Raw genomic sequence first — 19,408 nt, forward strand, 5'->3', positions numbered from 1 at the left:
CTCATGGCGTCCCCCTCCAACCGCCACAGCGTCGGCGAAGGCCTCGACCTCCTCGCCGAAAGCCTCGGGCCCTGGATCAGCAGAACCCTTAACGGTAGGATTCCCGCCGAGACCCCGTGGGAGGATCTTCTCGCAGCGAAGGACGGGATCACCGGCAAGACCTACGATCCGGGCGACCTTCACTGTCAACTGCGGATCGTCACCGAGCACATGGGCGACCTCGGATTCCTCTTCAACGACTCCCTGTCCCGCGCGGAGCAGAATCTCGCGCAGGAGCTCCGCGATGTGAGGAACGCATGGGCCCACGGAGTGCAGTTCAGCTCCGACGACGCCTACCGCGCGCTCGACACCGTCGAGCGACTGCTCAAGGCGATCAACGCCCCCGAAGCGGCCGTGCGCGCGCGCAAGACCCGAGTGGATATTCAGCGCAGAACCTATGACGCCGCGGCTCGACGCGACAGTCGCGAGGCCGCGGTCGCAATGCCCGGACTGGGGGAGGAGGGCCTGACACCCTGGAAGGACGTCGTCCGCCCCCACGCCGACATCCTCTCGGGGGATTTCGGACAGGCCGAGTACGCGGCCGACCTCTACCAGGTCGCACACGGCCAGGGCGGTGCCGAATACCGCGATCCCGTGCGATTCTTCGAGCGCACCTACCTGACGCAGGGCCTCAAGACGCTCCTGACCATCAGCGCCAACAGACTCTCCGGTGACGGCAACGCCCAACCCATCGTCAACCTGCAGACCACCTTCGGCGGCGGCAAGACCCATTCGATGCTCGCCGCATGGCACCTCGCGGGCGGAACGCCGCTCCACGACCTGCCACAGGACCTCCAAGACCTCCTGGGCGACAGAGAACTGCCTGCGACGATCCGACGGGTCGCCATCGTCGGCAACGAGATCTCCCCCGGACAACCGATGAGGAAGGCCGACGGCACCGTCGTACGGACTCTCTGGGGGGAACTCGCCTGGCAGCTCGGCGGAGCCGTGGGCTACGCCTTCGTCGCAGAGGCGGACAGGACGGGGACGAACCCGGGAAGTGCCCTGCGCAGCCTCATCGCCGAGTATTCCCCGGCGCTGATCCTCATCGATGAATGGGTCGCCTACGCCAGAGGGCTCTTCAACAGGGAGGACGAGCATCTGCCGGGCGGAAGCTTCGACGACCAGTTCTCCTTCGCGCAGACCCTCGCAGAAGCAGTCAAGGCCGTTCCCGGAGCCCTACTGCTCGTCTCCATCCCCGCATCCGACATTCGGGCCGACGGCACCCCGACCAAAGCATTCGAACTCGAGATCGGCGGAACCGGCGGACGGGAGGCCCTCGCCCGACTCCAGCACATCGTCAGCCGCGTCGCCTACAACTGGAGCCCAGCGTCATCCGGAGAGAGCTTCGAGATCGTTCGCCGCAGGCTCTTCACCGACCTCGACGCCGACGCCATCCGCAGACGCGAAGCGACGGTCAGAAGGTTCAGTGAGTACTACCGCGCACAGCCGGGAGAACTGCCCTCTGAAACGATCCAAGTCGACTACGAGCAGCGTCTGCGCGAGGCCTACCCCATTCATCCGGAACTCTTCGACAGGCTCTACAACGACTGGTCCTCGCTCGAACGCTTCCAAAGGACCCGCGGCGTCCTGCGACTCATGAGCGCGGTCGTCCACTCCCTCGTGGAATCGTGCGACGATTCGCCGCTCATCATGCCCGGATCGATCCCCCTCGACGACGCCGTGGTCCGGGACGAGATCTGCGGATACCTCGACGACTCCTGGCGATCCATCATCGAGAGCGACGTCGACGGACAGGCATCCACCCCGCTGCGTATAGACAAGGAACGGGCACTCTATGGGAGACGGGCGCTCACCAGGCGCATCGCGAGGGCATTGTTCCTTGGGTCGGCAGCAGCAACCGACGACGCTCACAAGGGCGTCGGAAGGGCGAGGCTCTTCCTCGGAGTCGCAATGCCGGGAGACACGCTCGGCAACTTCGGATCCGCACTGCAACTGCTCACCGACAATGCGACCTACGTCTACAACGAAGCCGGGAGGAGCTGGTACGACAGGAGGGCGTCGATCAACCGACTCGTCGGCGATCGGGCGAGATCCTATTCCGACGCCGACGTCCGCAGAGCCGCAATCGAGATGATCGAACGCCTCGCAGGGCGCTCCCCCGAATTCGTGAAGAACCTCATCGCACCAAGCTCGACCGGTGACGTGCCCGACGAGCAGGAAGTCCGCCTGGTCATCCTCGGCCCTGAACTGACGGTTTCTGGGAAGAACAGATCCGTCTCCGGTCCCGGTCGCGACTTCACAGACGAAATGCTCCGCAAACGCTCCTCCGCGCCCCGCGTCCACGCGAATACGATCATCGCCGTGGCGCCCGACGCGTCGAAATGGGCCGATGCGGAGCATGCACTCCGCACCCACATGGCATGGTCGGAGATGTCCGGGCAGGGAGCCGTCCGTACTCACGATCTCACGCACAGCCAGGCGGAACAGGCGAAGGCGAAGGCCCTCGAGACGAGGGCCGCCGCCGAGCGCGCCGTCTCCGCGGCCTGGGTGTGGGCGCTCCATCCCGAGCAAGACGACGGAACCCGGCCGTTCACGGTCAGGGGCACCAGGATAGACGGGGACGAATCGAGGATCGCGGTTCGCGCGGGCGCCAAGCTCGGCCGACAGGACCAGATCCTCACGCACTGCAGCGCGTCCTCCATCGCCCTCGACCTGCAAGGGACGAACCTGCGGGCCCGCTGGAACAGGGGATGGATCACAGTCTCAGAACTCTGGTCCCTCTACACGAGATATCCGTACATGAAACGTCTGCGAGACGAACGCGTGCTGCGCAGCGCCGTCGCCTCGGTCATGGCCGACATAGGCTGGCATTCAGTCGGTTTCGCCCTCGCCTCCGGTTACGACGAGAGGACAGGAGACTTCGAGGATCTGCGGATACCGCTCGAGGACGACGAGCCCGAGATCATCAGCGCCACAGTCCTGGTCGCTCCGCCACTCGCCCAGGCACAGCGGAGACGGGAGAAGGAGGAACATGAGAACGCCTCCGGAATCCCCCCGGCACTCCTCTCCCTCCTCCCGTCAGACACCGGGGACGACGACTCCGGCCTCGAGCCGCCGACTGAGAGGCCGGAAGCGCCCGTCAATGAGAACACCTACTACCGGGGCCGCATCGACCTCGACCCCGGGAAGGGTATTGAGACCCAGCTCATAACACTCGTCGAGGAGATCATCGAGCGCATCGTCCAAGCGGACGCCGACTCTCTCGAGATCGGTGTGAATATCGAGGCCAGGAAGTACGCGGGCTTCCCCGAAGCGACGGTTCGCGCGGTCACGGAGAACTCCAGGACACTGGGACTGACTCCAGGACGCTTCACGGGGGACTGAGAGATGGAATCGATCGCAGCCGTCTCATCGAGGACGGCACCGCCGGACCCGTCGATCACCAGGGCTGTCGGCACCCACCACGAATTGCGCACGGCACTCGGCGACATCGTGGACAACGCCATCGACGCCGGCGCGGAGAACATCCTCATCCGATTCCTCACGGAGGACGACCGGATCGAAGGCATCTACATCATCGACGACGGAACCGGAATGGACGAGAAGACCATTGATGCGGCGATGATCTTCGCGAGGAAGCGCGACTACGGGGAATCAGCACTCGGGTACTTCGGTCTCGGCCTCAAGGCCGCATCGCTCAGCCAGGCTACGATCCTCGAAATCTACTCGCACTCCCTCGGGTCGGTTCCCGTCGGACGGCGGATCTCCAGGGACGAGCCCACGAGGATAGAGATACTCGACCCTGCGCAGGCCGAGGCGGAGATGAAACGGCGCAGGGCGATGATTCCCCGAACCGAGTCATCGCACGGAACGATCGTCTATTGGCGCGCGCCGCGCATGACTCTTAACGCGACGAGCACAGCGGAGCTCCGGACTTGGCTGTCCGAGAAGATCGAAGAACTCAGAGCGTACCTCGGCTTGACTTTCCACAGGATCCTGGAATCTGGCGGCATCCGCCTGGGCATCGATGAATTCGAACTCGAACGGGACGAGCCCGGCGCCCCCAGAAACGTTGATCCGATTGATCCCCTCTCCCTGGCTGCGCTGGCCTGTCGGCCAGCGCAGCTTTACGGGGATTGCGCCGGAGCGAACTTCACCGCAACAGCGGTCCTCGTGGCCGACGCCATACGCAATGCGCGCGGATTCATCGCCGCAGCGAGGGTTTCCCCTGTGACCGACGGTCAGGGTTTCTACGTCTACCGGAATGACCGCCTCCTGCAGATCGGCGGCTGGAACTCAATGGCCGACGAGAACGGCGCGGCGGATTACTCCCGACTCAGAGTCGCGATCGACATCGACAGCCGACTGCTGGACCATGTCGAGATCAACCCCGAGAAGAGCGGAACGGTCTTCGACGCCGACCTCATCAGTTCGCTGCGCAGTGCGAGGGTTTCGGACGGGCGAGCCCTCGGCGACCTCCTCGCCGAAGCCGCAGAACTGGCGAGGACATCGAAGACTCGCGAAAGGCGCCCGATCGAGATGGTCGAAGTGGGGACGGGTATCGGAAGGGCGGTCTACGACGCGATCGCGGACGCCGTGGACTTCACATCCGATGAACCGGTCGGGATCCGCTGGAAGCGCCTGCGGGAGGGGAAACTCGTCGAGGTGAGGAGGGAAACGGGCGTGATCTACCTCAACGACAGGTACAGGACGATCCTCTCCGACTCCACTGACCCGAACGACGCCCCTTTGCTCAAGACACTGATTTACCTGCTCTACGGCGGTTTTTTCGAGGGCTCCTATCTCGGGCCGCGCGAGAAGCTCAAGATCGAGGCCTGGAACTCGATCATCGATGCAGCGCTCGAAGACGAGATCCGCCGCAGGAAGGAGCGAGACGGTGCCTGAAGATCCTCATGAGGCATTGACGCCGCAGACCCTCGCCGTCTACATGAGCTCCGGCAGAGCGGTTCAGATTCGCATCGGGACCGATCCCGTATGCATCCTCGGCATCGACCCCGTACACGACGAGCTCACCCTCCGAACCCCCGCGACCGACGAGGACTTCGACCTGTCCGGTTACCGAATGATCAGAGGAAAGATCATTGAGGAGATCGGCGAGGGCGCCATGTGGTTCAGACTCGCCATCGATGCCACCGGTCACGAGTACGAGGCGTACTCGTTGCTCCGATCGGTCTCCGAACATCTCCAGCAGGGTGAGCGCCTCGAGCGCGCCCTCGTCGTCTCCCTCGACGGATACAGGGATCTCTTCTCAAGAATCCCGCGCCTCAGCGCCGATCAGGAGACAGGACTGTTCGGCGAATTGCTCGCCCTTGCGGACGAGATCGGCGCTGAGGCCTCCGTCAAGGCGTGGCTCGGCCCCCGCGGGGAGGAGCACGATTTCGTCCTGCCCGACGTGGACGTCGAGGTGAAGACGACGACATCCGAGAAGAGAACCCACATCATCCACGGAGTCGATCAGCTTACCCGAACCCCGGGCAGGCCACTGCAGATGCTGTCGATCCAGCTGACACGAGCCGGAGCCTCGAATCGGGGGTTGACGCTCACCGAGCTCGTCGGCGCGGTCAGGCGGGGGCTTCGCCTGATGAGAACGGAACTCGATGAAAGGCTTGAACTAATGGGTTGGAGGGACCCCGACGCCGAGGAGCTCTTCACGTCGCGCTTCCTGCAGCGGACTGCGCCGCGCTTCTACGACGTTGACGACTCCTTCCCCGCCATCACATCAGACGGGCTTTCCAGAATCCTCGAACGCCCCGAACTGGTCCGGGGCGTGGACTACAGGATCGACGTCTCCGCGATAGAGGGGACGGACGCCCCGGCATGGAGTATGACGATGCGCGACGAGCAGGAGGAACGATGAGTCAGGACGATTACGACAAGGCATTCGAACGCGCCATGCGCTCGATGACGGGAGAGCCGGATGATCTCCAACGGCTCATCAACACGATGCTCTGGAAGAGCAGCAAGACGATCAACACCGACGAACTCGCCGAGCTGATCCTCGACGCGGACTCGAACTCTCCTGCCAAGACCGCGTTCATCCTCGCCCTCTACCGGTGGGACGACTCGGAAGACACGACGTGGACGGATGGAACAGCCCCAGCGACCCGGGAGCGCCGTTCGCGTATCCTCACCCTCCTCGGAATCCCCAGAGAGGACCACAATGCCATCAACGAAGCATTCCCCGTCCGAGCTGAGGAGAACGCGTACATCCTCGATCCCGAGTGGGCGCCGTGGTACGACGAGGCACGCAGAAGCGAGCACCACTTCTATTGGGACGCCTACAAGAACGTCCTGAGTAAGAAACTGCCCCCCGCATCCGTCGCGGCGATCGATGTCTCGACGACGCAGATCGTTGGAAGGCTCGCCGACCCGACTTCCGAGACGCCCTACCAATCGCGCGGACTCGTCGTGGGCCACGTGCAGAGTGGGAAGACCGCCAACTTCACCGGTGTCATCGCCAAGGCGATCGATGCTGGGTACCGCCTCATCATCGTGCTCACTGGGACCATCGAACTACTGAGGGCCCAGACCCAGAGGCGCCTCGATATGGAACTCATCGGGAGGGAGAACATCATCGGCGGCATGGATCCGGCGAATCCAGACCACATGATCGACATCGACTACGCCTCCAACGATGACGCCGATTGGATTGCCGGCAGATTCGTCAGTCACGGAGCGAGATTCACAGACGCAGGCGTCCCCGAGATCCGCCGGCTCACGCGCGCCAAGGACGATTACAAGTACCTCAAGGCCGGGCTCGACGCACTCGACTTCCGCAAGGGCCACGAACTCAGGCGCCCCGAGAAACCCATGTGGACGCCCGAAAACCTCCACGAGACCGATGTACGGATCGCGGTCGTCAAGAAGAATACACGGGTGCTCGAGAAGCTCGTAAGGGATCTCGGACGGATCCACGCGAGCCTTGGCGAGATCCCGACCCTCATCATCGACGACGAGGCCGATCAAGCCTCGGTGAACACCCTCAACCCCAAGAAGGCGACCGATGTTCAAGAGAGGACCGCGATCAACAAGAAGATCTCCGAGCTGCTGGGAGAACTCAAGCGCGCCCAATACATCGGCTACACCGCCACGCCTTTCGCGAACGTTTTCGTCTCACCGGAGGACTCGGAGGACATCTTCCCACGAGACTTCATAGTCAGCCTCGCCGCGCCCGAGGAGTACAGGGGAGGAGCCGCGTATCACGACTTCGAGGAACTCACAGACGAAGAGAAGAAAGACCCGTCGATCTCGAACGAACGGGCGTTCGTCAGGGACCTGATGGCTGTGACGCCCGAGGACGCGGAAGAAGAACTCGGACGGGCGATCGACTCCTTCGTCCTCACAGGAGCGATCAAGCTCTGGCGCGCCGAAGAGCAGCCGGGGCTCGTGAAGCGCTTCCGCCACCACACGATGCTCGTCCACGAGTCGGTCAGAACGCAGGACCACGCAGATCTTGCCGCAACTATCACGAGGATCTGGAAGGAGCACGGATACGGCTCGCCCGCTGCCAACGCCCGGCTTCGTAGACTCTTCGACGAGGACTTCAAGATCGTCTCCTCCGCAAGGGATTGGGAGCAGGGACTGCTCCTTCTGCCCGACTCCTTCGACGAGGTCGCACCGTTCGTCGGCGAAGTACTCGACAGAGTCACTCCGGAGGGTGTCGCCGATCCGGTGGTCGTCGTGAACGGCGACAAGGAACAACAGTATCGGCAGGTCGATTTCGAGAGCGACGACGTTTGGAGGATCCTCGTCGGAGGAACCAAACTCAGCCGAGGATTCACCCTCGAAGGCCTCACCATCACCTATTTCAAGAGACGTGCCCTGCAGGCCGACAGCCTCATGCAGATGGGCCGCTGGTTCGGATACCGGAAGGGTTACAGCGACCTCGTACGCCTCTACATGGCACGCAACATCCAGAAGTCCGGCAAAAGCTACGACCTGTACGAGGCGTTTGGGGCGATCATGAAAGACGAGGAGGACTTCAGAGCGCAGCTCAAAATCTTCTCCCAACTCGACGAGAGAGGCATTCCGAAGGTCAAACCCATCCAAGTGCCACCGCTGGTGTTTCAACAGCTGCCGTGGCTCAAACCGACTAGTACGACGAAGATGTACAACGCCGAGCTGAGCATGCAGGGCATCGGTGGCAGGCTTCAGGACTTTCCCCGCCAACCCGAGAGGGGCGACGGATCGATCAACAGGAAGCACTTCGAACTGGTTAAAGGATGGTTCGACGATGGGCTGTTCGGGGACACCGAAGAGTTCGAGTACTACGATGCGCAACGCCGTAAGGAGGCCTCGTTCAAGGGGCGCATCGCGATCGTCCCGGCAGAGGGGATGCTCGAAGTCCTCGAAGGGTTCGACTGGACCCAGAACTATGACTTCGAGCCCAACGCCACGATGATCCGCCAGGCGATGGCGGAGGAGAAACTGGAGGACTGGGCCGTTCTGCTGCCCGAGCTCACGAAGACGACCTTCAAGGTCGTCGATGGACTCACAATCCCGGTGCTCAAGAGAACGAGGAGAAGCGGCAGCCGCGGTGGCTTCTCGGGCTCGTCATTCCGACAGCGCGACGCGATCGAGATGATCGCTGGCAACCCGAGAGTGAACAGCATCGGGTGTGCGAGTCACTACCACCGATTGACACGAGGAGCACTTCTGCTGACCTTCGCGGCCGATCCCGTTGAGGGGCATGAGAGAGACCCGAAACTCTTGCCGGAGGTTGTGTCGGCAGAGGACATCGCAACGATCTTCTCGTATGCGATCTCCTACCTCGCTGCGCCCAAGCCTCGCATCGCATTCAGGGCCAAGAAGAAGAACCACGGATCGGAGGCCATCGTCGATGCCGATTGATCCATCGGCGGCCGGAAAGTCCTGGGCCTCGACACCCGGCGTCATGAAATCGATGAAGTCGAACAGACGACGCGACACAGGCCCAGAACTCGACATCAGGAGACGGCTCCACGCCAGGGGGTACCGGTACAGGGTCGACTACTCGGGGTGGAGCAACAAACGGCGGCGCGCGGACATCGTCTTCACCCGACGCAGGATCGCTGTGTTCATCGACGGATGCTTCTGGCACTCCTGTCCGCAGCACGGCACAATCCCCATGTCCAATGAAGACTACTGGCGTCCGAAACTCGAATGGAACGCTCGAAGAGACCTCGAGACGAACCGGCTGTTAGAAGCCGAGGGGTGGCGGGTGCTCCGCATCTGGGAACACATTCCCATCGAGGAGGCTGTTGAGGCCATCATCCGGGAACTCCACCGCTGATCGGCGCATCTGATGAGTGCCGGGCCCAGTGCCATGCGATGACCGGGATGAGGTCACAACGCCAGATGAATTATGAGCGCTGTGACGGCGGACGGCCAGCGGTCTGCCGGAGCAACTGCAGCGGGCAATGGATCATTTGCGTTATTGAGGAGCCCTGAGTTCGGTCGTTTTACGGGGTGATAGGTTTGTTGGCCGGACGGTCCTGGCATGATTGCTTGCCTCTGTCATTTTATGATCCGGGGGTGTTGTCACCAGGATTGGACGGACACACTCGTGATTGCTGATCAGGAGCGTGGCACTAGATGCCTGTCGTAACGTTGGTGTAAGATGGATGCGTTTGCCGTAAAACCGACGGAAGCGCACTGGCTGGTTCTATCTCGAAGGCGAGGCCCTCATGAACCCTGACGATATAAACATTTGGCTTGGCATCGACGTGGGAAAGACCAATCATCGGGCAACAGCAACTGACGCTTCCGGTAAGCAAGTTTACTCGCATTCGCTGCCTAATAACGAGAGTTAACTACGGCAAATCTATTCAGATCTTGCCACCCAGGGGCGGGTTCTGGTCGTGGGCGACCAGCCAACAACGATCGGCGCGCTGACCGTCGCGCTTGCCCAGGCAATGGGTGTTGCGGTTGCTCATCCGTCGGGATTAGCGATGCGGCGAATCGCTGACTTGTATCCGGACAACGCAAGGACGGACCAGTGCGATGCGTTCATCATCTCCCAGGCAGCTCGCACCATGTCACACGCGCTCAGGACTCTTCGAGCACGGGACTGGCAAGCCTTGAGTGAGGACATTCTCAACGCGCTCGCAACGCAAACCGTGACCGTGACGAACGCGGCAGCAAACGTCATCCCACACTTAGCTGCAACCTTGAACGAGCTCTACCGTCAACGCGCCGACATTGAAGAACAAATCGAGGAATTGGCTAGCCAGCACCCTCTTTAGCAGGCCCTAACCTCCATGCCTGGAGTTGGGGTTAGGGCCGTCGCTGTGATCATAGCCGAGCTCGCCGGTAAAGACTTTGCTTCTGCCTCCCATCTCGCCTCTTATGCCGGACGCACGCCCACAACTCGCCAGTCCGGAACCTCGATCAAGTCCGAAATCGTCTCTCACACAGGCGACAAACGCCTCAAAAGGACCCTATTCCTTTCCGCTTTCGCGTCCCTGCGCTGAGCCCCGCCCTCACGCCGCTACTACTGACAAGAAACGCTTCGCCGGAAAACGACATGACCAAGCCCTTGTCGCGCTAGCCCACAATCGTCGAACCGTCCTGTATGCCATGGTCCGCGACAACACACTCTACGAAACCAAACCCGCCAAACAAGCAGCCTAAAACTTGCCAGAGAATATGTTTTGTCTAAGAGGCTGACGCCTGATAGCAGAATAATCTACTGGCAGTGCCTGCGGTCTCGTTGCTCTTTCGCGTAACGTCATGCATGACATCTGCTCGCCGAGATTGATGTGTAAGGGAGGGGTGTACAGAGGGGCCGGAGCGTTATTACGACACGATGTCTGCATCTGATCCCGGCACCCGAGCTCGCAGCAGTGTCCACATTGCGCGCAGCGGCTGCATGTGATGTAGATCGCCCCCTACAGTGGGACCATGCGACGAATGGAAACTCTCCTTCTTCTTCGCCGCGACGAGGCCTGAAGGGGTCGGAAACTCGTCGCGGCTGATGTCGTGTCCGGCCCCGAGGCCTCAGGCGAATCCACGACGAAGGAGACATCACTGTGAAAACCACTGGCAGCGTTCCCACCCCCGGCTTAAGCGGAATGCCGTTCGCGAAATACCGCCCGTTCCTCGATACGAACCCGATCTCAGTGCCCGATCGGCGCTGGCCCGATCAGCGCCTGACGAAAGCTCCGCGCTGGATGTCAACGGACCTTCGAGACGGCAACCAGGCACTCATCGAGCCGATGGACTCGATGCGCAAACGGAAAATGTTCGACCTGCTCGTCAATCTCGGATATAAGGAGATCGAGATCGGCTTTCCCGCCGCATCTCAAACCGACTTCGACTTCGTGCGTTCTCTCATCGAGGCCGAGGCCGTACCGGAGGACGTGACGATCTCCGTGCTCACGCAGTCGCGTCCTGAGATCATTGAACGGACCCTCGAAGCCCTTGTCGGTTTCCCGCGCGCTACCGTCCACCTGTACAACGCGACCTCACCGCTGTTTAGAGAACTCGTGTTCCGCAACGATAAGGCACAGACCGTCGACCTTGCGGTCTCCGGTGCCCGCGAGGTCATCGCACAGGCGGAAAAACGCCTCGGCGATGAGACGATCTTCGGGTTCGAATACTCCCCGGAGATCTTCATCGACACTGAACCCGAGTTCGCCCTTGAAATCTGCGAGGCCGTCATGGATGTCTGGCAGCCGGAAGCGGATCGCGAAATCATCCTCAACCTTCCTGCGACCGTTGAACGCGCCACTCCGAATGTGTACGCCGACCAGATCGAATACATGTCGCGCAATCTCTCACGCCGCGAACACATCGCACTCTCCGTGCACCCGCACAACGATCGGGGCACTGGCATCGCCGCCGCCGAACTCGCACTCCTCGCCGGAGCGGATCGGGTTGAGGGCTGCCTGCTCGGACAGGGCGAGCGCACAGGCAATGTTGATCTGGTGACTCTTGGCCTCAACCTGTTCAGCCAGGGCATTGACCCGGGGATCGACTTTTCGCGCGTCGACGAGATCCGTGAAACCGTCGAGTTCTGCACTTCGATGCCGACCTCGCCCAGAGCGCCCTACGTTGGCGACCTCGTTTACACCTCCTTCTCTGGTTCTCACCAGGACGCCATTAAGAAGGGCTTCGCGGAACGTAAGAAGCGTGTGGAAGCGGCTGGTGGGGACGAGAACGCGGTCGTCTGGGAGCTCCCGTACCTGCCGATCGACCCTCACGATGTGGGCCGCTCCTACGAGGCCGTTGTCCGTGTGAACTCCCAATCCGGCAAGGGCGGCGTCGCATACCTCATGTCGGCGACTCATAATCTGGAACTGCCCCGTCGCCTCCAGGTCGAGTTCTCCCGCATCGTTCAGCGTCATACGGATGAGTTCGGCGGGGAGATCGACGGCGATGCTCTGTGGAGCATTTTCGCTGACGAATACCTGCCGTATTCTTCGGCGAAGGGGCTCACTCGCTGGGGCCGCTTCGAATTGGGTCCTTCGCGCGTGCTGACTTCGAGTGAGAATCACGTCGAGCTCAACGCGGTCCTCAACGATGGGGGAGCCGCGATTGAGATTTTCGCGACCGGCTCGGGCCCTATTGACGCCTTCGTTTCGGCGCTGCACGATCTCGGCCTCGATGTGAGGGTTCTCGACTATTCAGAACACGCGATGAGTCAGGGCCGTGACGCGAAGGCTGCGGCCTATGTCGAAGCTGTTGTCGATGGGCAGATCGTGTGGGGTGTCGGTATTGACTCGTCGATCACTCAGGCTTCGTACAAGGCTGTGATTTCGGCGGTGAATCGCGCCCTGCGCTGAGCGGGGAAGAGCGCCCAGCGTTGAGTAGCGAAGCGAAGCGCGCTCGAGTCCTCCGGGATCACCTTCACGCACAGCCGTGCGCTGAGCGTGAATCACCCATTGCGTTGAGCAGTGAGACGCCACGCTGAACTGTGAGCCCTGGCCGCCCTCGGTGAGTGAATCGACGAGGGCGACCAGGGCTTGCGTGAAGGAGCCCCTCTTGTGGCGCGCCCCGAGGCGCGCCCGCCCCTCATCAATGGGACAATACCGGGGTGATGAGAAGCTATCGGGACGAGGCGATAGTCCTGCGCACCCACAAACTGGGTGAAGCGGACCGCATCATCACCCTGCTCACCTCCGAGCATGGGCTCGTGCGCGCAGTCGCGAAGGGAGTGCGCCGAACCTCCTCGAAGTTCGGTTCCCGAGTTGAGCCCTTCGGCGTCGTCGACGTCCAAATCGCGAAGGGCCGCAGCCTCGACATCATTACTCAGGTTGAGGTCATTAGCGTCCACGCAGACGCGCTCGCCTCCAACTTCGAGTTGTATACGCGCGCCTCCGTCATGGTTGAAACCGCTGAGAAACTCACCCAGGACTCGGATGAGGGGGCGCGCTCCCAGTACTTGCTCCTCGTCGGTGCCCTCTTCGCCCTTTCCCATGTGCGCCACGACCCCTCGCTGATCCTCACTTCATACATTCTGCGGGCCCTCGCGATCGCAGGTTGGGCGCCCTCCTGCTTCGATTGTGCGATCTGCGGCGCCCAAGGCCCCCACTCCTCCTTCTCCATTCACGAGGGCGGGGCCGTGTGCGGACAATGCCGACCCGCGGGAGCGGCCGCTCCCGCTCCTGAGACCATGACCCTCATTGGCGAGCTCCTCTCAGGGGATTGGGCGCGTGCCGACACTGCCGAGGGCTTCGCCAGGAACGAGGCGCACGCCCTCGTCTCCTCCTATGCTCAATGGCACGTGGAACGCAGGATCCACTCTCTGCGAGTCCTGGAAAGGAGCCGATGATGCCTTGTACTCGACCGACCCCGATGGATCGCGCCGGAGGGGACCCGAATGGCAGGCTCACCGGCCCGGGGGAGTGGCATAGACAAGCCCCAATCTTCGCCCGCAATGAGGTGCCCGCGCATGTCGCCCTCGTGATGGACGGGAATGGGCGTTGGGCGAACTCCAGGGGCCTTGCCCGGACCGAGGGGCACCGGGCCGGAGAATACGCGCTCATGGACACGATCGCCGGCGCGATTGACGCGGGCGTGCGCTACCTGAGCGTGTACACCTTCTCCACGGAGAACTGGAAGCGCAGTCCCGCTGAGGTTCGCTTCATCATGTCCTATGCCTCCGATGTCTTGGCCCGCAGGACTGGACAGCTTGACGAATGGGGGGTTCACGTCCGTTGGGCGGGTCGGCGTCCTCGTTTGTGGAAGTCCGTGATTGATGCTCTTGAGAAGGCGGAGGCTCACACTCATGCCAACACGACCCTTGACCTTGTGATGTGCGTGAACTATGGGGGGCGCGCAGAGATCGTTGACGCCGTCAGGAAGATTGGGCACGAGGTCGCCGCCGGACGTTTAAGGCCCGAGGGGATCACCGAGAAGTCTTTCGGGCATCGCCTCTACTTGCCTGATGTTCCCGATGTGGACCTGATGATTCGCACTTCTGGTGAAAAGCGGATCTCCAACTATTTGCTCTGGCAGCTCGCCTACTCGGAGATGATGTTCGTCGATACGCCGTGGCCGTCTTTTGACAGAGAAGCCTTGTGGGATTGTCTTTTGGAGTATGCGGGGCGCGATCGGCGTTTCGGTGGCGCGGTCGATGCCCTGGGCTCTTGAGGGGTTTGTAGTTTCTTGACCGGTGCCATGCCCGCAAGCTCATCCGCTGGTGCATCGGCCATCTTGCTGCTCCCTGGAAGAGGACATTGCCCTCGTGTCGAGTCTTCGCGAGCACAGTTATTGACCTGAAGCGCGATGCAGATGATTGAATCCCTAGGTTGAGTTTTCGCGAGCACGCTCGTTGAAGGTCGAGAACGCTGACGATTGAGCAGAGCAGGGGCGGACAGATAGAGTGTGAGAATGACAGATCTCATCATCAATGGGGCGGCGCTTTCGAGAGCTCGGAACGAACTGAGTGTGAGCGCAGAGGACTTGTGTGCACTTCAGGTTCCAGATCTTGGTGAGATGGTTCTGGCAGCGGCACCCGGATCAGGTATGGAAGTGAATTATGCGAGGGTGCGCGATGCCCTCATGGAACTCACGAGGGAAGCTGCGGCTCGACTTGTCGAAACCGCTGATGCGATCGCCGCATTCGAATCCGATATGGAAACCACTGACGCTCAAATTGAGGGACACGGGCGCGGCCTTCTTCAAAGTATCGGAGGGGAGCGATGACAACGTGGAGTGATCTTCTCACCTGGGATCCTGAGCCCCTCCGCCAGGCCTCAGCAGAATTGACGATGACGGCTCGAAGAATCTACACGGTCGCGGACGACATTGGGAATGCCCGACCATCCGGAGACGAGTGGAGTGGGAAGAGTGCAGATGCCGCAAGGCGCAAGCTGTCAGATCTGTCGAATGCTCTCGGCGAACTTGCCTCGCAGATCGACAAGACAGCACAGGATCTTGACACGGATGCAGCGCAGGTTGATCGCACGAGGAACAACGTTCGCAGTGCCCTCGACTATGCGGCCTCGCGTGGTCTAACGATCACAGCTGAAGGTTCGGTCGTCGCGCCACCGACTGCTGATGATGCGGCGAGTGTCCATAGTGACCTTGATGAGTGCGCGCGCCTGGTCCAACGGGCGATTGATGCCGCCGCAGAATTCTTCCGATCGTCGACCTGCCTTCAATTCTCTCAGGCAGTGCGGAGCTTCCTCTTCGAACTAGGAAAAGCTCTCGTGCAGGACCACGTTGCTCAGAGGATTGCTGAGGGCATTGCTTCCGCGATCGCCGCAGTGACACCATCTTGGGCAGGGGCTGGAGCGCTCGTTGGCGGTGGCGTCGCAACGGTTTCCATTCCTGACCCTGCCTTGGTCAAAGCCGCGGGAGGCTTTCTCAAATTCGGCGCGGTTGGTATTGGCGCGGCCATAGACTTCACTGGGCAAATGCAGGCGGTGAGAGCCGGGCAGCAGGATGTCGGTGACGCTGTCATTAAGACGGCGGCTCATACTGGAATCGGCATTGGTTCGGCCGTTGCAGCCGGTGCGATTATGGGGTCGGTCTTCCCCGGTGTCGGAACGGTTGTCGGCGCGCTCGGCGGTGCTGTCGTAGGTTCGGTCCTGTCAATTGCTGGGTCGGGGCTCTTTGATGCTGCTTACGATGCTCTCGGGGGCTGGAAGGGCATTGGGAACGCAATTCTCGGGCGGTGGAGGTGAATTATTTTGTGATGTCCGAAAGCACTCCGAAGAGCGGGGGGGTTGTCCTGCGCCGCAGAGATCTTTTCCCAATCGGGCAGTATTACGGCAGAGCCGTGTTTGTTGGGGTAGGAGATGGCGTGCCGTACTTACTTTCAGCTGAGCGAAGCTTTTCGGGACCCCACGCGGCTTCAATCGGCGCATGGGCTGGTGCTTTTGTCCTTTCTCCCGTGCTCTCCCTTGTTGCTTCAGCCCTTCTCGGCGGAGAACCCACGCTAGGAACGCTTCTCCTCGTAGTTGGCCTCGCTGCCCTCCCAGTTGCCGCTGTCATCGAGTTCGGTGCGGTTCGTCAAAGCCTCGAGCTTGAGCGCTCGGAAATCGAAACTCGAGCTCTGCTCGACCTCCTAGTGCGTTCTCGTCCACAGGGCCAGATTCTCGCATTGCTCGCCCCCGCTCATTTTGTTCTCTTCATCGTCCTTGCCGTGTTCGCCGCTTCGACGGCTCGGGTAGATCACCTCATCGGTGCTGCCTTCGCTCTCGGTCTTGCACCAATGTCTGTTTACGCGGCGCGTGCCGCGCATCATCGTCATCAATGGGGCCGTCGGTGGAGCCAGACCCTCCGATCCACATAATTCACCCCACTGAAAGGAATAGATATGTCGGTTTCAACGCTTCGCCCGCTCTTGCCGCTCGGTTCTGTCGTTGTTCTCCACAACGGTGATGTCAAACTGATGATTATCGGGCGCGTCCCCCTCTATCGGGATGAGAGTATTTTTGGCTACTTCGATTACATGGCGATGAGATACCCGGTCGGTTTGACTGAAGACTCGGTCGCATACTTTAACGCCGAGGACATCGCGGAGGTGCTTTTCGAAGGTTTCGCTGATGAGGAAGATGAGGCTATCCAAACGGCCTACACCTCGGCCCTTGCCTCAGGCGGAATTCCTTACCAACGACTGAACACCGCCGATATTCGCTCCTAGTCTTTCAAGAACGTCGAGCTGTGTCCTTACTCGATGACGAGTTCCAATCGGAGTGTTGGTCCTTTGTGTAATCACTGGTGGAGTGCGAGGCTCAAGCCTCAGTTACTCTGCCGCGCGGTGCGGAGCAGACAAGGTGATTCCCGGCGTTGGGACTGACACGCCGACTGCACCCACCCTCCCACGATTGGATGCACTCTGCCTTGGTTGGATGCGCCTTCAGTCGATTGCGGGCCTGGGAGCCGGGGCGAGTGCACCGCGCTTGCGGCGGCGTAGGAGGATTCTCGTGACGAGGGCGAGGACGAGGACGAGGATAGTGACTCGGCCCGCGGTTGAACCTGCGATGGCGGCGATTGCCGCTGTCCAGATTGCCAGAAGCCCCAGCCCGTAGAGCAGGGCCCAGAGGACGCAGCCGGGGAGCATGGCGAGAGTGTATGTTCGCCATTTCATCGCGACGATGCCTGCACCGGCGTTCACTGCGGTTTGAACACCGACGGTGAGGAAGCTCAAAGGGATGAGGATCATTCCCCAACGGCCCAAAAGCGTGGCACCTTTACGTGGGATCGGACCTTCGAACCAGCGACCGATCGCCCCCACGATGCCTTGGCGATGCGAGGCGGAAAGAGCACCCCTGGCAGTCAGGCGTCCCAACCAGTAGGTTCCTTGTGCGCGGAAGAATACGGCGAAGAACAAGAAGATGAACAGGTTTGGCCCAGAAGCGGCCCATTCGGGAATCATTCAGCAGACCTCGTACATTTCGAACACAGACCGAAAAGCTCCATCGAGTGGGAGACATCGGTGTAACCATGGGCGGCCGCGACTTCACTGACCCAGGATTCGATCTCGTGCTGCGCGATCTCCGCTGCGGCACCGCAATTGCGGCACACGAGATGATGATGGTGTTCGGTCGACTTGCAGTGGCGGAACAGGGACTCGCCCTCGGCGGAGCGAAGGACATCGACTGTGCCCTCATCGGCGAGGGACTGCAGATTGCGGTACACGGTCGCAAGGCCGACGCGCTGGCCTTGCGACTGGATGTCTTCGAAGATCTGCTGCGCGGAACGGAAGTCGTTCACCCGGGATAGCTCGGCGAATACCGCTTGACGCTGCTTCGTCATTCTCTGCATAAGGTAACCCTTCTCTTCCTCTCCACAGGGAGCATACCCGGCACGGCTCATACCCGCTCTGCGGGTTCGTTGTGGTGAGCGAGCTCAGGGTGCTCCGCGGAGGCTCTGACCTGGCGCATACGGGTGGCCCGCTGCTTCGCATCGATAATGGTGCGCACCGCGAATCCGAGCGCGTAGATGCCGATGGCGAGAACAACGATCGAGGCCCCGGGTGAAAGGTCCACGAAGTAGGTGAAAGATAGGCCCGTGATGCAGATGAGTGCGCCGTACACCATGGAACGCGCCATTGTCGCCATGAAAGAACGGGCGCTGAGCTGCGCAATGGCGACGGGGATCACCATGAGGGCGGAGACGAGGAGGGAGCCGACGACGCGCATGGCGATAGCGACGGTTAGCGCCGAAAGAATGGCGATCACCATCGACAATCCCCTCACGGGCAGGCCTGTGGAGCGGGCGAAATCCTCGTCGTTCGTCACAGAGAAGAGAGCCGGGGCGATACCAACGCCGACCAGCAAGATGAGAACGGAAAGCGTCGAGATAATGAGGATGTCATCCCAGGTGACGGTTGCGATCGAGCCGAAAAGATAGCTGTTGAGCTGTGCGGAGGTACCGCCCGCCAGACCGATGAGGAGCACTCCGCCTGCGATTCCCCCGTAGAACAGCATCGCGAGGGCAACATCGGCGGAGGTGTGGCCCGACTGGCGGATCAACTCGATGGTGATCGCGCCCAGCACGGAGACGATCATCGCGCCGGGAAGGGCCCAAGAATCCTGGGGAGTCGCATTCGCGAAAGTGCCCGCGAGCCAGCCCAGTGCTACGCCTGTGAGGGAGACATGACCGATCCCGTCGCCGAGCATCGCGAGGCGCCGGTGAACCAGGTAGGTGCCCATGACGGGGCCGGAGAGGCCGACCAGGAGCGCGGCGATGAGGGAGCGCTGCATGAGGGAGGAGGAGAGAAGAGAAATGAGTCCTTCGATGATGGTGCTCATTGCGCCCCCTTCAAGATGTCGTCGACGAGGGCGGGGCCAGTGGGGGCCGTCGGGTGAGCGTGGTGGTGTCCGCCTTCGTCTGCGTGCTGCTCGTGGTCGTCGAGGACGTGGGGTGCGCCGTCGTAGCTGATGTGTCCCGATCCGATGTGGAGCTCTCGGTCCAGGAGGGGGCCGAGTTCGCCGAGTTCGTGGAGGAC

General features: G+C 61.4%; 15 protein-coding genes and 2 pseudogenes. 13 read left to right on the forward strand and 4 right to left on the reverse strand.

Annotation, left to right across the window (positions count from 1 at the left end):
* Positions 1-3 precede the first annotated feature (3 nt).
* The 13 genes and pseudogenes from JFX23_RS08485 (at position 4) to JFX23_RS08545 (ending at position 17,098) form a co-directional block, all read left to right on the forward strand.
* Complete coding sequence (locus tag JFX23_RS08485) at positions 4-3,387, forward strand: DUF499 domain-containing protein (RefSeq protein WP_198776534.1); 3,384 nt, start codon at positions 4-6, stop codon at positions 3,385-3,387.
* Positions 3,388-3,390: 3 nt separating this feature from the next.
* A complete protein-coding gene (locus JFX23_RS08490) occupies positions 3,391-4,908 on the forward strand; it encodes an ATP-binding protein (RefSeq protein ID WP_198776535.1) in 1,518 nt (505 codons plus the stop codon).
* Positions 4,901-5,881 carry a PD-(D/E)XK motif protein gene (locus JFX23_RS08495; protein WP_198776536.1) on the forward strand — a complete coding sequence of 327 codons (981 nt, stop codon included), beginning with the start codon at positions 4,901-4,903 and terminating at the stop codon, positions 5,879-5,881. The genes JFX23_RS08490 and JFX23_RS08495 overlap by 8 nt, the downstream gene beginning before the upstream one ends.
* A complete protein-coding gene (locus tag JFX23_RS08500) occupies positions 5,878-8,874 on the forward strand; it encodes a Z1 domain-containing protein (RefSeq protein WP_198776537.1) in 2,997 nt (998 codons plus the stop codon). The genes JFX23_RS08495 and JFX23_RS08500 overlap by 4 nt, the downstream gene beginning before the upstream one ends.
* On the forward strand, positions 8,864-9,295 hold the full coding sequence (locus tag JFX23_RS08505; protein ID WP_233050713.1) for a very short patch repair endonuclease: 432 nt from the start codon (positions 8,864-8,866) through the stop codon (positions 9,293-9,295). The genes JFX23_RS08500 and JFX23_RS08505 overlap by 11 nt, the downstream gene beginning before the upstream one ends.
* A gap of 394 nt (positions 9,296-9,689) precedes the next feature.
* A pseudogene (locus tag JFX23_RS08510) lies at positions 9,690-10,635 on the forward strand (IS110 family transposase).
* A 398-nt stretch (positions 10,636-11,033) separates the two neighbouring features.
* A complete protein-coding gene (gene leuA / locus JFX23_RS08515; protein ID WP_198776538.1) occupies positions 11,034-12,788 on the forward strand; it encodes a 2-isopropylmalate synthase in 1,755 nt (584 codons plus the stop codon).
* Between the two features lie 254 nt (positions 12,789-13,042).
* Positions 13,043-13,777 (forward strand): DNA repair protein RecO, encoded by a 735-nt coding sequence (gene recO / locus JFX23_RS08520; RefSeq protein WP_040313497.1) that lies wholly within the window; start codon positions 13,043-13,045, stop codon positions 13,775-13,777.
* Entirely contained in the window at positions 13,777-14,598 is an 822-nt protein-coding gene (locus JFX23_RS08525) for an isoprenyl transferase (protein WP_005961861.1), read from the forward strand. Before recO ends, JFX23_RS08525 begins: the two co-directional genes overlap by 1 nt.
* Before the next feature lie 240 nt (positions 14,599-14,838).
* Positions 14,839-15,153 carry a hypothetical protein gene (locus tag JFX23_RS08530; protein WP_005961860.1) on the forward strand — a complete coding sequence of 105 codons (315 nt, stop codon included), beginning with the start codon at positions 14,839-14,841 and terminating at the stop codon, positions 15,151-15,153.
* Positions 15,150-16,136, forward strand: a complete 987-nt coding sequence (locus JFX23_RS08535) for a hypothetical protein (RefSeq protein WP_005961859.1) — start codon at positions 15,150-15,152, stop codon at positions 16,134-16,136. The genes JFX23_RS08530 and JFX23_RS08535 overlap by 4 nt, the downstream gene beginning before the upstream one ends.
* Before the next feature lie 119 nt (positions 16,137-16,255).
* Positions 16,256-16,747 carry a hypothetical protein gene (locus JFX23_RS08540; RefSeq protein WP_198776539.1) on the forward strand — a complete coding sequence of 164 codons (492 nt, stop codon included), beginning with the start codon at positions 16,256-16,258 and terminating at the stop codon, positions 16,745-16,747.
* Between the two features lie 24 nt (positions 16,748-16,771).
* A complete protein-coding gene (locus JFX23_RS08545; RefSeq protein WP_005961857.1) occupies positions 16,772-17,098 on the forward strand; it encodes a DUF4176 domain-containing protein in 327 nt (108 codons plus the stop codon).
* Positions 17,099-17,314: 216 nt separating this feature from the next.
* Here the strand turns inward: JFX23_RS08545 and JFX23_RS08550 are convergent, their stop codons facing one another.
* The 4 genes and pseudogenes from JFX23_RS08550 to JFX23_RS08565 form a co-directional block, all read right to left on the reverse strand.
* The gene (locus JFX23_RS08550; RefSeq protein ID WP_005961856.1) at positions 17,315-17,833 is read right to left on the reverse strand and encodes a hypothetical protein; all 519 of its coding nucleotides are present in this window, start codon (positions 17,831-17,833) and stop codon (positions 17,315-17,317) included.
* Complete coding sequence (locus tag JFX23_RS08555) at positions 17,830-18,222, reverse strand: Fur family transcriptional regulator (protein ID WP_198776540.1); 393 nt, start codon at positions 18,220-18,222, stop codon at positions 17,830-17,832. The genes JFX23_RS08550 and JFX23_RS08555 overlap by 4 nt, the downstream gene beginning before the upstream one ends.
* Positions 18,223-18,269: 47 nt before the next feature.
* The gene (locus JFX23_RS08560; protein ID WP_005961854.1) at positions 18,270-19,211 is read right to left on the reverse strand and encodes a metal ABC transporter permease; all 942 of its coding nucleotides are present in this window, start codon (positions 19,209-19,211) and stop codon (positions 18,270-18,272) included.
* Positions 19,208-19,408 (reverse strand): annotated as a pseudogene (locus tag JFX23_RS08565) (ABC transporter ATP-binding protein); the annotation flags it as partial. The gene JFX23_RS08560 and the pseudogene JFX23_RS08565, both read right to left, overlap by 4 nt.

It is taken from the genome of Schaalia cardiffensis (assembly GCF_016405145.1).
GTDB classification, from domain to species: Bacteria; Actinomycetota; Actinomycetes; order Actinomycetales; family Actinomycetaceae; genus Pauljensenia; species Pauljensenia cardiffensis.

Excerpts from the sequence above, each read along its gene's own strand:
- JFX23_RS08505 (WP_233050713.1), top strand. The coding sequence starts at position 8,864 with ATGCCGATTGATCCATCGGCGGCCGGAAAGTCCTGGGCCTCGACACCC.
- JFX23_RS08490 (WP_198776535.1), top strand. The coding sequence starts at position 3,391 with ATGGAATCGATCGCAGCCGTCTCATCGAGGACGGCACCGCCGGACCCG.
- JFX23_RS08545 (WP_005961857.1), top strand. The coding sequence starts at position 16,772 with ATGTCGGTTTCAACGCTTCGCCCGCTCTTGCCGCTCGGTTCTGTCGTT.
- JFX23_RS08560 (WP_005961854.1), bottom strand. The coding sequence starts at position 19,211 with ATGAGCACCATCATCGAAGGACTCATTTCTCTTCTCTCCTCCTCCCTC.
- JFX23_RS08485 (WP_198776534.1), top strand. The coding sequence starts at position 4 with ATGGCGTCCCCCTCCAACCGCCACAGCGTCGGCGAAGGCCTCGACCTC.
- JFX23_RS08550 (WP_005961856.1), bottom strand. The coding sequence starts at position 17,833 with ATGATTCCCGAATGGGCCGCTTCTGGGCCAAACCTGTTCATCTTCTTG.
- JFX23_RS08530 (WP_005961860.1), top strand. The coding sequence starts at position 14,839 with ATGACAGATCTCATCATCAATGGGGCGGCGCTTTCGAGAGCTCGGAAC.
- JFX23_RS08500 (WP_198776537.1), top strand. The coding sequence starts at position 5,878 with ATGAGTCAGGACGATTACGACAAGGCATTCGAACGCGCCATGCGCTCG.
- JFX23_RS08555 (WP_198776540.1), bottom strand. The coding sequence starts at position 18,222 with ATGCAGAGAATGACGAAGCAGCGTCAAGCGGTATTCGCCGAGCTATCC.
- JFX23_RS08535 (WP_005961859.1), top strand. The coding sequence starts at position 15,150 with ATGACAACGTGGAGTGATCTTCTCACCTGGGATCCTGAGCCCCTCCGC.
- JFX23_RS08525 (WP_005961861.1), top strand. The coding sequence starts at position 13,777 with ATGCCTTGTACTCGACCGACCCCGATGGATCGCGCCGGAGGGGACCCG.
- recO (WP_040313497.1), top strand. The coding sequence starts at position 13,043 with ATGAGAAGCTATCGGGACGAGGCGATAGTCCTGCGCACCCACAAACTG.